8 protein-coding genes are annotated in these 13,298 nt (G+C 59.2%); 7 read left to right on the plus strand and 1 reads right to left on the minus strand.

Features of this window, described 5'->3' with window-relative positions; all coding sequences use genetic code 11:
* Window positions 1-15: 15 nt before the first annotated feature.
* The gene (locus AC1Z3W_RS06590; protein ID WP_483507309.1) at window positions 16-849 is read right to left on the minus strand and encodes a DUF932 domain-containing protein; all 834 of its coding nucleotides are present in this window, start codon (window positions 847-849) and stop codon (window positions 16-18) included.
* Window positions 850-1,297: 448 nt separating this feature from the next.
* On the opposite strand from AC1Z3W_RS06590, the gene AC1Z3W_RS06595 reads away from it, so the two are divergent.
* The 7 genes from AC1Z3W_RS06595 (at window position 1,298) to AC1Z3W_RS06625 (ending at window position 13,235) form a co-directional block, all read left to right on the plus strand.
* Complete coding sequence (locus AC1Z3W_RS06595) at window positions 1,298-1,576, plus strand: HU family DNA-binding protein (RefSeq protein ID WP_483507310.1); 279 nt, start codon at window positions 1,298-1,300, stop codon at window positions 1,574-1,576.
* A gap of 690 nt (window positions 1,577-2,266) precedes the next feature.
* Window positions 2,267-3,301 carry a PDDEXK nuclease domain-containing protein gene (locus tag AC1Z3W_RS06600; protein WP_483507311.1) on the plus strand — a complete coding sequence of 345 codons (1,035 nt, stop codon included), beginning with the start codon at window positions 2,267-2,269 and terminating at the stop codon, window positions 3,299-3,301.
* A 50-nt stretch (window positions 3,302-3,351) separates the two neighbouring features.
* Window positions 3,352-4,173, plus strand: a complete 822-nt coding sequence (locus AC1Z3W_RS06605; RefSeq protein WP_483507312.1) for an FRG domain-containing protein — start codon at window positions 3,352-3,354, stop codon at window positions 4,171-4,173.
* Window positions 4,174-4,179: 6 nt separating this feature from the next.
* Window positions 4,180-5,238 carry a hypothetical protein gene (locus AC1Z3W_RS06610; RefSeq protein ID WP_483507313.1) on the plus strand — a complete coding sequence of 353 codons (1,059 nt, stop codon included), beginning with the start codon at window positions 4,180-4,182 and terminating at the stop codon, window positions 5,236-5,238.
* A 177-nt stretch (window positions 5,239-5,415) separates the two neighbouring features.
* Window positions 5,416-6,804, plus strand: a complete 1,389-nt coding sequence (locus AC1Z3W_RS06615; RefSeq protein ID WP_483507314.1) for a hypothetical protein — start codon at window positions 5,416-5,418, stop codon at window positions 6,802-6,804.
* Window positions 6,805-7,047: 243 nt separating this feature from the next.
* The gene (locus tag AC1Z3W_RS06620) at window positions 7,048-10,140 is read left to right on the plus strand and encodes a TrlF family AAA-like ATPase (protein ID WP_483507315.1); all 3,093 of its coding nucleotides are present in this window, start codon (window positions 7,048-7,050) and stop codon (window positions 10,138-10,140) included.
* Between the two features lie 302 nt (window positions 10,141-10,442).
* Window positions 10,443-13,235, plus strand: a complete 2,793-nt coding sequence (locus AC1Z3W_RS06625; protein WP_483507316.1) for a hypothetical protein — start codon at window positions 10,443-10,445, stop codon at window positions 13,233-13,235.
* Window positions 13,236-13,298 lie beyond the last annotated feature (63 nt).

The following is a 13,298-nucleotide window of genomic DNA, read 5'->3' on the forward strand; positions in this document are numbered from 1 at the left end:
GCCGCCCCGAAGCCGTTACACCTTCAACTGGCGCATGGCATCCGCGAGCATCCACAGTGCGCGGTTGAGCTTCACGTTCTGGTCGATGCCGGTGATTGGGCGTGTAGACATCGCGCGGCCCGAGCGGGACCGGCCGTGCAGGCCACCCTTGGTCAGGTTCTCCTGCACACGGTTAAAGACGGTCCAGAGGTCGTCGCGGCGGTCCTCGAAACGGCGCGGGGCGAGCAACTGGCTTTCGCTGACGGGTGCCGGTGCGTCGGCATCGGTCGGGTCGTAGCGGAGCGCGAGTGCGGAGCAGGCGAACGCATGCTGTTCGTCGCGGTCGAGCGTTACAGAGCGCATGCCGTCTTTCTGTTCGCGGATCAGATCGAAACCGTCGAGTACGTCGAACGCGCCATTGATCACGTTTTGCACCACGTTGCCTTTGTGCGGCACGCGGATATCGGCGATGTTCTCGCCGGCGACCATGCCGTTCTGACAGACAAAGCGGAATGTGCCGGCAAGCATCTGATAGCTGCTGGTGCCGTCGTGCGAGTTCAACAGCACGATTTCGTCGGCTTCCTCGCCGGTGATCTGGTCGGTGTGACGTAGGCGGAGCATGTGCTTGGTGAATTCGCGCTTGCCGGAATCGCGCACGCGGGTCTGGCAGATCATGAACGGCTGAAAGCCTTCGTTGCGCAGGCCGCGCAGTACGTCGATGGTGGGAATGTATGTGTAGCGTTCCGAACGGCTTTCGTGCTTGCCGTCGGCGAAAATGGACGGAGCCACACGGCGAATCTGATCGTCGGAAAGCGGCGCATCCGCGCGCAGCATTGGGGCGCTGTAATGGAAAGAGGAAGCGAGTTGCATGGCGTTCTCCAGTCAAGGTTGAGGACCTAAACCGGGCGAGAAGGCGTGCCTTGCCGTTGCGGCTGGATACCTTCCGGTGGAACTCGGGGTTGGCTTTGCTGCCGCCAGGCTCCCGGGTTCCCGCCCGTGCGACTGGAGGAGCCGATAGCGGGCAGGCGTCAAGGAAAAAGGCGAGGGAGGGGTGCGGGCAACACGGTCCCGAGCCCCTTGATGGCTGCCCGCTATCGGCTACGGTCGCGGGTCAAGGGCGGGAAGCCGGGAGCCGGGTGCATGCCATGCCGCGAATTGACCGGGGTCTGAGGAGAGGCGTGCGCGGGATATCGCTCTAAGAATGTTCGGCGAGCACGTCGGATCCGCACGCACCGCCAATTTTGATTAAGCTCTCGATTTGCCGGCTGTGGCTTAATGCGGTAGGGTGCAAGCCCGATTCATCGAACAAGGTTGACTCATGAATAAGCAGGAACTCATTGACGCTGTCGCGGCCGACGCCGGTCTGAGCAAAGTCGCCGCGAGCGAAGCCATCCAGGCCGTACTCGACGTCATCACGCATGCGGTTAGCGCGGGCGACAGCGTGCAACTCGTCGGTTTTGGCTCGTTCTCGCAAGGAGAACGTGCGGCTCGGACAGGTAGAAATCCGACTACCGGGGCGGAGATTGCGATCGCAGCAGCGAAGACGGTGAAGTTCAGTGCCGGGAAGGCGTTCAAGGATGCAGTGAACGGATCTTGAGGCAGTTTAGGGGAGGCCAGCTGGAAAAGCGGATTTGCGGGCGGAAAGTGCAGACGTCTACACAATTGCGCGATCGGCCGGCCATTAGTCGGATGCCGCAGTCGTTGAACATCGCCAGAATATCGGGCACATCGGCGTGCGTGGTGACGTTACTGCGCGGACCAGAATTTTCGCTTGGGCCACCTGCGAAAGAGTCTCCTTCGTTGACGTCGCGTCCGAAGCGCAAGAACTGAAGGGGAACATATTAAGGGCTATGTTACCCTTCATTTCGGGACATGGGCGAAACCCCGCATGCGTGGCACCCTGTCCAAGGGCGATTGGGCGCTCCCGCCGCGGCGATCGAAAAGCGGTGCCATCACCGTTCCGGCGCCCTTGGATTTCTGGCGCGGGCGACGACGTGCCGTGGGCGGGTTCTTTGGCCATTGCGTCACACGCGGGTCGGGATGTTCTTCGATCCGGACGGGGCTGTTGGCGAGGCGACTTCGTCTCAGGAGGTGCTGAGGTTCAATTGCGAGCGACCACATTTAGTGTGGTGAAAGGGAAGGGCCTCGGCGGGCCGGCGGCTGAATTCTCTCCGCGGTGCGGAGAGAATTGGGGGAGTGTCCGGCAGGGTTCCGCCGTGGCTGAGATTCCGGTAACGTGGCCCCTATTGGCGCGCGCCGGCCCGCCGAGCCCTCCATTCCTGACAAGATGATCGAACTCGTCCCCGCATCCCTATTGACCGACATCCGCAGCATGATTGATTCGGCGCGCGCCCGAGCGGCGGCGGCCGTCAATGCTGAACTGACCCTACTTTATTGGCAAGTTGGTTGCCGCATCCGGGATGATGTGCTGGGCGGTGAGCGCGCGGGCTATGGACAACAGATCGTCCCCGCGCTCGCCCGGCAACTGAGAGCCGAATACGGCCGGGGTTGGAGCGAGCAGCAATTGCGCCATTGCGTCCGCGCGGCCGAGGTGTTTCCGGACGAGTCAATTCTCTCCGCACTGCGGAGAGAATTGAGCTGGACCCATCTGAAGATGTTGATGTACGTCGAAGACCCGCTCAAGCGCGACTTCTACATTGAACTCTGTCGCCTAGAGCGCTGGTCGTCGCGGCAGTTGCAGGAGCGGATGCAGTCGATGTTGTTCGAGCGCAGCGCGCTATCGCGCCAGCCCGACGAAGTGATCCGGCGCGAAGTGGCGCACCTGCGTGACGCGCAGCAGATGACGCCCGATCTCGTGCTGAAAGATCCGTACATCCTCGACTTTCTCGGGATCAACGATCACTACCTTGAGCGCGATCTCGAAGATGCGATTCTGCGCGAGATGGAACAGTTTCTCTTGGAGCTCGGCGCCGGCTTTACATTCGTCGCGCGCCAGAAGCGGCTGCCGATCGACGACGACGACTTCTATCTTGATCTGCTGTTCTACAACCGCAAGCTCAAACGCCTTTTCGCGATCGAATTGAAGCTGGGTTCCTTCAAGGCTGAGTACAAGAGTCAGATGGAGTTGTACCTGCGCTGGCTTGCGAAGCACGAGCAGGAGGCTGATGAGGCGCCGCCCATCGGCATCATCTTGTGTGCGGGGAAAAAGCAAGAGCAGATCGAATTGCTTGAACTCGGCAAAAGCGGAATCCACGTGGCCGAGTACCTCACGGTGCTCCCGCCACGCGAGATGCTGGAGGCGAAGCTGCACCAATCGATTGCGGCGGCACGTGCCCGTCTCGATGATCAAGGTGGGTCGTAATGACAGGCCGATTTATCCTTTTTGTCGACGCAGCCTGACCTACCGCACCTATGCTGACCACCAACATCAAAGACCGGACCGCTCAGTATCTCGGCGAAGCGCGTGACCTCGCGACCTTCCTGCAGTACGTAGACAGATGGGTTTCGGGAACGCCTGACCTCGGCTACAACATCCATCTGTTTCGCGGACAGAGGAGCGAGAACTGGCTTCTCAAGCCCGGCATTGCACGACACGCGTGCACGACGCCGACCACCGAGGCGCGCATGCTGGCGGAGTTCAAGCAACGAGCGATTCCTTATCTGGAGTCGACCCTCGACCTCGCCGAAGTCGACTGGCTCGCGATCGCGCAGCACCACGCCATGCCGACGCGACTGCTGGACTGGTCTGGCAGTGCACTCGCAGCGCTGTGGTTTGCGATCAAGCAGCCCGCCGACGAGCCCGCGGAGGGGCAGGTGCCTCCTGCTGCAGCTGTTTGGATGCTGGCCTGCGATGAGGCGGACGTGATTTCAGACGACGAACGTCAGGACCCACTGCACATAGGTGAAACGAAGATTCTCAAGCCGCGCCATGTGTCGCGCCGCATCGCAGCGCAGGATGGCTGGTTTAGCGTCCATCGCGGCAAGCCCGACGGGCTCGGCATGCAATATGTGTCGCTGGACACGAATCAGACTTACAAGAAGCGGCTCGGCTACGTGCGGATACCAGCGGCCGTGTTTGGTGCGATCCGCCGCCAACTGCAGACGGCTGGGATTAACCGGGCGGTGCTTTTCCCGGATCTGGATGGCGTCGCCGGTACGGTGACCGGGACCTATCTCGTGCCAGACGATCAGTTGGCGCTGACGCTTGGCACCATGCCGAATCCGGAGGCCTGATCTGCGATGAGTACCTTCGCCCCGATTTTGCAGCCACCGGGCGCCTCCGATGCGCCACCTGTCACGCTTGCGCTCAACGTGCCTCGCGAGCTTGAGGCAATCGCCCGCGAACTTGCTGAGCTCAAGCTCGCGCTGGACCGCTTCAGTCGTACGCCGACCGGACAGCTGTTTCTCAACGATTGGTTTGTCAGTCCAACCGGCACCTGTGCGTTTGACGGTCGAGAGTTCATCGAGCGCATCGTCCCGTTTCTCGGCCATAGCACGGCCTTCGACCGGCCATTTCGCGCATTTGTCGATCCCACGCTGGTCCTCGGAGCCAACATCAATGGGCGGCCGGAATCGATTCGCGGTGACGATATTGCGCGCCGGCGGGCGCGCTACGCACGCGATTTCGATGTGTCAGGGCTCGAGCGTGCCGATTACCAGTGGCTGGAACCGCTGGGGATTGTTTGGGCGCACGAAGGCAAGCATCGAGTCGCGTTCATGCGGATGCACGGCGAATCAGCGATTGCCGCGTGGGTGACGCGGCGCGGCTATCCGACGCCGGAGCGGCTTACCCTCGTTAAGCCAGGGAATGAGCGGGAAGAGTGGTTCGCGATCCTGGATGGCCGTTATCTCCAGCAAGTGCCTCACCCCGCGCTCACGCAACGCCTGCTTACGGCGTACGGCGTGCCCACCGTGCGTTGGCGTGACCTCGAGGGTGTACCGTCCGAGTCATTCGCTCGCCATGCCATCGTCGAATGGCGAGCGAGGCCGCGCATGTTTGCCGAGGCGGATCACACGCTAGACTTGCGCGCGCTGCGCGATGAGGAGCAGCGCCGGAGCGAACCGTTCGTCCGCACTTTCGCGGAGCTCGCGCGCGAAGGCTGGCAGGTTCAGTACGGTCGACAGTTCGCTTATGCCGCGGCTGCGCTCGGGGCGGGTGCGTTGTTGAAGTTCGTGTTCCAAGGGGGCAGGTTCCAGGACCTCGGGCTCGTGTGCATCGGCGTGGGCATCGGGTTGAGTGCGGTGACGTCGACGCTGCGCATTGTGGGACCATGCAGTCGCCGTGGCAGAGGGGTCTGATATGACCGCAGTTCGACGTCCGGAATCGACATCGAGAGTGACTCGTAGACACCATTAGCAGTAGCTACGAATTTCAACACGGGAAGACGATGGTGACGGGCGCGATTGTGTCAGTGCTTGAAGGACCGCTGTACCGCGCCGCAATGGTTCCCCCTTCCCTAGATTAAGACGCCGCCCATGAACATAGACAAGATGATCGAGGACTTTCGGCTCGGTAATATCGACATCGATTGCAGGCGAATCGTGCTGGCTCAGGACAAGGAAAGCGGGGAGCGATACGAAGGAAAAGGCTATATTCGGCAAAATTCGGATGGGGTGCTCGTCTACAAGCTTTATGTTGCAAAGCACGAGAACGCGACGCCGCATAGCACGCTGCAGAACTATTTCAGCCATATCGGCAAGATTCACCCCAACGAAACGTTCTTTAGCCTCGAAGCTGAAGCCAAGGACGGCACGAAGCTACGTGCATCTCGATTCTTTCCCCATGCGTCCTGGGACATGAGTGCTGGTGAGCCGGAGTTTGTCAGCGGTCGCTTGCAAGCACTGACGGCGGAGCCCGCGCTTCCCCAACATGACCACTGCCTCGAGTTGCACTTTTTCGAAGAGCACCCGGTCCCCTTGATGGCATGGAGTGAGGTTGAGGAATGCGATGGCAAGCACTACGTGGTCGATAGTGCGGAGTTCGACGCGTGCGGCTCACACTTCAAGGTGAACGTACGCGAAGGATCGGGGCGCAGCGTCGTGGAGGCATCGGCGGACAAGCCGTTCCCTCCGGACTTTCATTGGAGAATTCAGGAAGCACTGCAGTTCATCACCGGCAGAACGGCAACTTTTAGGGCGCTGGTGACCTGTGAGCCGGGTGCTCAGCAGCTTGAGCTTATTTCACCGGCGAGACTGTCACAGCGTCCGCACTTTTGCCCACCGATTAAGCACGTCTCCATGGCGTACCGAAACCATGGGTGGGAGCTGTTTGCTGCCTATCTCACGTATGTCGTTGAAAGTAGCCCCGCCACACAGTGGAATCCACTGGCCTACCACCTGTATAACGCGCGTGAAGCGAGCGCCAACTCGATCGATGCGTGGGCGATGGGGGTTTCGGTTGCGCTGGAGGCAGTCGCAAGCCTCGTCGCGTTACCTGACGATCCGGAGAAAAGGGTGCAGGCCATGCGGGCGGTCCAATTGGTGAAACAGTTCGTCGCCGCTGAACCTGCGCTTAAAGACGTGAAGGACCGATTGAATGGATTGCTCGGCATGTTGGAGCAGCCCCCGGGGCCGCGTGCAAGGCTCACGTGGTTGGCGTCGCAGGGGAAGGTCGAAAAAGCGTATATCGAACGGTGGACGGACCTGCGTAATGCCCATGTTCATCCCAAGCTCGCGGACTTCGAGAGACCCGACGAGGCGACCTACCAGACTCAACTTGATCGGATCCACGGTGTCCAGGTGCTGCTATGTCAAGTCATTTATCACCTCATTGGATACAGTGGTCCTTATACAGATTACGCTGCCGAGAGCTACCCCGACAAGCTATATCCATTGACCGTACCTCGATCGGCGAGCGTAGGGTAGATGAGCTATTCTTCCGTCCGCGATCCAAGCGAAGCAACGACAATCAGGATCCGGCGCAATCGAAAATCGACACGGTCTAAACGGGGAATCAAATGCGGGAAGATAGGGTCACGTCTCGGCCGTTTCCGAAGGCCTTATGGCCAGATTAATCGAATTGGTATTCAATTAACGCTGGTACCTTGAAGAAGGTTTGCATCAGGAAGAAACTATAGCTTGCATCGGTCAATAATTCAGGGGGCTCCGATGACGAATGATCCTGCCGGCTCGACTTGGAAAAAGTGGGACTTGCACGTCCACACTCCGTTGTCGGTCGTCCACAACTACCCCGGCACCAGCCACGACGATGCGTGGGAGGCCTTCCTTCAAGACCTCGAGGCCCTGCCACCCGAGTTCAAAGCCATCGGCATCAACGACTACATCTTCATAGATGGCTACGAGCGGGCGCGCAAAGCCAAGCTCGAGCAAAACCGGCTCAAAAATATCGACCTGCTGCTGCCCGTCATCGAGCTGCGCTTGGACAAGTTCGCCGGGGTGGTCAAGAAGGAGAGGGATGGTACCTACTCGCAGTCCGGCTGGAACCGCATCAACTTGCACGTCATCTTCGACGCGATGGATCCTGAGGTCATCCAGCAGCAATTCCTCAATTCGCTGACCCCAAGCTACCAACTGATCCCCGACTCCAGCGACTGGAAGGGCAAATGGAAAGGCGTCATCACCCGCGACAGCTTGTCCGAGCTTGGAAAGATGGTCGTAGAGTCGGCGCCGCCTGAAAAACGAGGGGACTACGCCCCGCATTTGCAGGAGGGCTTCAACAACTTGTGCGTGAGCCTGGAGAAGGTTCTCGAGGCGCTTGATAAGCACTACTTTGCAGGCAAATACCTGATCGCAGTTGGCAAGACGGAATGGGACAACCTCAAATGGGATGACCAGTCCATCGCCGAGAAGCGCAACATTATCAACCAGGCCGACTTGGTTTTCACGGCCTCCGCCAATCCGGCCGCATACGACACCGCCCGCAAGAAGCTCTTAGAGTCCAACGTGAAAGCTACGCTGCTCGACTGCTCCGACGCTCACGCGCCAAGCAGCTCGGAGAACAAGGATCGCGTCGGAAACTGCTTCACTTGGATCAAGGCTGACGCTACTTTCGACGGCCTCGTCCAAGCCATCACGGAATTCGAGGACCGCGTCTTCATCGGCGACACGCCGCCCAAGCGCTTGCTGGTCGACGCCAATCGTACGAAATACGCCTCCAAAATCCGCATCGGCCGCAAGGCCGGCTCCCCGCTCGCCGACACTTGGTTCAACGTGGACATGCCGCTGAGCCACGACTTGGTAGCAATCATCGGCAACAAGGGCAGTGGCAAGAGCGCGATGGCAGACATCGCCGCGTTGGCCGGCGACACCAAGAACTTCAGGAGCTTTTCGTTCCTCAAAGACACGCGCTTTCGCAGTCCGAGGAACAAGCTCGCGCAGCACTTCCTCGGCGCGCTGGGCTGGCAAGACGGCACCGAGTCCGAGCGTCCACTAGACCAAGACCCGTCCGAGACCAGCGTGGAGCGGGTGAAGTATTTGCCTCAGAGCTACCTTGAGACGCTGTGCAACGAGCTCGGCGACGGCGGCTCGGCGACGTTTGACACTGAGCTTCGCAAGATTATCTACACGCACGTCCCAGAAGAGGGCCGCCTGGGATACACCTCTATGGACGAGTTGCTCGACTTCAAGGTCGCTGAGATCGACAGTGCTCGCGAGCAAGTCATAAAGGAAATCTCGAAAGCCAATTCCGAGATTTTGCAGGCCGAGCGCAGGCTCACGCCGGAGTTCAAGCAGACTCTGCAAGAGCAACTCGACGCCAAGGTCGCCGCGTTCAACTCCCTCGTGGCCTCGAAACCCACACAGGTAGAAGACCCCACGGCGTCGGAGGTCGCGCAGGAAGAATCGAAGGCGGCCACGGAGCAGATTCAGGCTTTCGAGGATGACATCAAAAAGCTGCGCGAAGAGGAGAGGTTGCTCCGCGACAAGAGGGCATCCGATGTCAAGCGCCAGGCCGTTCTGAGCCGGGTCGCCCAGGCGGTCATCAACCACAAGAAGGTCCATGATCAATTCGTGGCTGAGCTGGCTCCCATGCTGGCCGAGGTCGACGCGAACTTGAAGGCCTCGGAGGTGGTCGAGTTGAAGATCGACACCACGAAAATCGACGCGCTGGTCAAGGCTACTAAAGAGTCGATTGACAAGGTGGACGCGGCGCTTGCCAATCAAGAACCCACGGGCCTCTCCAAGCGGCGCGAGGCGGTCGAGACGGCGATGGCTGAAATCAAGAGCAAGCTCGGTGAGAAGCAGCGCTTGTTCATCATTTTCAAGGATCAGGTCGCCAAGTGGGAGCAGACCAAGGAGGAGCTTGTCGGCAACAAGGACAAGCCGCAGTCGATTGAGTGGTTCAAGGCCGAGATTGAATCCTTGGGCTCCCTGCCCGAAAAGCTTGCGACTCTGCGCGCGGGCCGCGTGGAGCTGGCCCGGGCGGTCCATGAGCAGATCGGCAAGACCGTCGAGGAATACCGTCGGCTGTATGAGCCGGTGCAGCAGTTCGTCAAATCCGCAGCCCAGATGGAGATGCACCTGCCATTGGACTTTGACGTGCGCATTGAAGAGTCGAACTTCCAAGAGCAATTCTTCTCCCGCATCAATCGGCAGTCGCGGGGCAGCTTCTCAGGCGTGGAAGAGAGTAACCACCTCATGCGCGGGCTGCTCAAGGAGGTCAATTTCGGGAATGTGGACTCGACGTTGCAATTCCTCGAGACCGTTGACGACATGCTGCACTTCGACCGGCGCGAGTCCGGCGCTGGCCGCGAGACCCGGATCGTCGATCAGCTCCGCAAGGGCGGCGAGCCCCAAGACATACTCGACTACCTCTACGGCATGAGCTATTTGGTGCCCAGGTATTCGCTGACATTCGACCAGCAGGAGATCAGCCAGCTCTCGCCCGGCGAGCGTGGGCTGCTCTTACTGGTTTTCTACCTGCTTGTAGACAAGGACGACATCCCTATCATTATCGACCAGCCCGAGGAGAACTTGGACAACCAGACCATCTTCAAGGTGCTGGTCAAATGCATCAAGGCAGCCAAGCAGCGGCGCCAAGTCATCATGGTGACGCACAACCCGAACTTGGCCGTGGTTTGCGACGCCGAGCAAATCATTTGCGCCACCCGAGACAAGACGACCAATACGTTCAATTACGTCTCTGGCGGTATTGAGTCACCACTGATCAAGAGCACTGTCGTTGAAATTCTTGAGGGCACCGAGCCAGCCTTTAAGAATCGAAAGCGCAAGTACGGTCTTTGATGGCGATGCGCTGGGGCGCTAAGGCTTTGAAGTCGCCGTGGCGGATTAAACCCGTCGTTGAAGAACCGCTTTCGCGGTCGCGTACCAATCCTGACGCCGGGACGAACGCGCCAGCGAAAAAGGCCGCTCATCATGCCGATTTCGATCAAACTCCAGGCGGTTTGTTCGGGTATCGACAGCAGATCGATCCGTAGGGCGCTAGGCGCTCGATGATGATAAATTGCCGTTATTCGCGTGATGACAACGCGAAGGGCCTGCGTTGGACTGCGCGTGGCCGTCATCAGCCCAACTACGACCAGAATATGAGCTTCTTGCCCAGCGAGCGTACGATCCAGGATCGACTGGAGGAGCGTTGCAAGCCCGCAGCGGGGATTCTTCAAAAAATCGGCGAGGATTTCTTGGCGATTCGATCGCCGTCGCGATACCGGGGGCTTCGTCCTCAGGGTCGCAATGCTGATCTGCAGACCACCAAGGGTTATCCGGACGCCTATGCCAAGCAGGGGGCCACGCTGCATGTGGTCGAGGCGACGGTCGGAGATTGGCGCAAGCACCTTGAGCAGGAGGATGCCGAGCGTTTGCAGAAGCTCGAGGGCGTAGCCTCGTATGTGCTCTTCGTACTCAAGCCTGCCGAAGCGCTGATTGCGCAATCCAATGCGTCCGAGAAGCGCAAGACCAAGGACGAGGATCATTACAAGGACCTGCTGGCTAGCCACGGTGTCCCTCGTGACGAGATCGAATTTATCTTTATCGATCAACTGGTACGGGAACTCCGATCTACCCAATACGCGCCGATTCTTCGGGATCTCGGCCTGCCACTCAGACTCGATGGTTTCGAACGGGTGGTCGATATTCCGGAGTTTGAGCCGACACGTCCAAAGCATGTCGAGTATCGGGGCCGGCAGGTCGTTTCGTCAAAGCGGCTCGAGCGAACCTACGCGATGCTGGATCGACATCGGCTGCTGATACTCGACGGACTGGGTGGAGTTGGCAAGACCACAATCGGTATCGCCCTGGCTTATCAGTGGATGGACATAACGTCCTGCGATGGGTACTACATGGACGCGAGGTCACGAAACTATGCAACAGACCGCAGCGCGAAGGACGTGGTTGAAGCGATGGAGATGTTCGCCGATACGCAGACGCTGTTCGTCATCGACAACGTTCACGTGATGACGGCCCAGGAAATCGCGCGGGTACTGGCCGCTGCGCTGGAGCGAGGGGCTCCGCGACTGATTATGCTGGGCCGAAATTTTCCGTCGGGAGTACTGGCGTGTCGCTCGGCAACAGAGCGAGCGCAGATCGGCACGGAGACGTTGGTAGTCGAACGCGACGACTTGCTGGCGATGTACCGGCTCCTTGCGCGACGGGTATTGACGCTATCTTCACCGCCCGAACCCAATACTGTTGAGCTCGATGGGTGGCTCAAGCATGCGCCCGACCTGGTGTTGTTCGGGTCGGCCATTCAACATCAGATGTATCGTGTCAAGGCCGGGATGAAACCCACGATCGCGCGCGATACTGCGGTTTCCTTCGTCCACAATCGTTATCTCGTGGATCTCCCCGACGGGGAGCGGCACGTACTGATAGCTATTGCAAAATTGGCCGAGCTTGAAATTCCCGCTTCATTGCGCAGCATTGGGGGAGTCGAGCCTGCGAGCTTGCTGAAACGTGAATTGATCATGCGGATCGTATCGCCCGACGCGCCGTCGGCTCGCTTTGCCCTGCCTCACGACAAACTTGGGGATCTGATCCTGGACTCGGTTGACGGCAGGGAGATCGAGGAAGTATGGCAGCGCATTCTCGATCTGGATGTATTTCAGGCCGCGTTCATCTCACGCCGCTTGATTGAGGCGGGCCGCGTGACGGAAGCTGCCGAAATCCTGCGACTGAAGCACGATCGTATCTGGCAGTTCAGCGACGAGTTTCCTCCCAGCTTTGCACATACGATCGATGAGTTGTACTTGCGTGCCGGGCTGAACGGGGCGTATCGATCAAACTTGCGCGCGCTGCTGCAGGCGTTCGTCGATCGTCACGAAAATTTCCTCAACGGCGCCGGTAGCTTTCTTCGCTTCGTCCGGAAAACCGGTGAAAGTCAGGCTGAGTTCGTTTCTATCTATCTAGGAGCCAACCCCGTCCGACTCGAGATGGCGGTGAAGCTTGCGCCGCCTCACGACATCGTGCAGTTGCTGCAACCGGCAGATACGCCCGAGGCCGATGCGGCGACCGCAATGAAAATGATCTTGTTGCGCGATGATGTGATGCGCTCGTTCGGGGAGCGGCTCGCCTCTGCCTCACCGGACGATATCAACAACGCGTTTCTGCTGCTCAAGCAACACGCCGAGCAAATTCATCAATCGCTCGAGCGCTTGTTGGCCGACGCCGCGTGTCTCGACCCACTATTCGATCGTGTCGAGGCTTTGATGCGGATCGATGTGCATCGCTTGCTGAAATTGCGCCATCTCGTTGAGTTTCTCGCCGCAAGTCCATTTCGCGCAAGGCTGCTGTCCCGCGTTAGCTCCGGGACGAGCTATCTCGGCCGCCTGCTGTTGCGGGATACGCAGCCGGGGCCGAATACTCGTGAGTTGGTCAATGACGCACTAAGTGAAATGAATCCAGAGGTTGCGTTCGCCAGTCGGTCATCCAAGCGCAGAGCGGCTACGCTGCAATTGATCATACTCGGAGCAAGGGAAGACAAGGTGCTCGCCAGGTATATCGGCCACCTCGGCGACGACGAGATTATCTGTGCCTTGATGCGCTTCTGGAATCCCGAGACATTCATTGCCGTTTGGGATCATTTGTGCGCTTTCTTCGGCAACGGTGTTTTGCCGAATCGAATGCGAAATCTCGTTCACATGACGGTGGCGCGTCGTCTCGACGGCTGCTATTCACGACCGGAACAGATTATCCGGCTTGCCGGGATGCGCTACCTATGCCATCGAGTCGGCCTGCAGTCGTCTGCCTCGACTGTGCGTGCTGACACCGTACTCAAAGCCCGACGCGGTGATCTGCAAGCGCAATGGGCGCGTCGCGAAACGACTGATCCGAGAAACAAGTTTTATTACGATGCGTTCAGCTTCGCGGTTGGTTTGACCTGACGACGATAGAAGTCGTGGCTGACCTGCCCCCATCAATAGGGCCATTGGGCTTCTAGCAAAGTC

The organism is Burkholderia sp. 10_S31 (assembly GCF_056930375.1).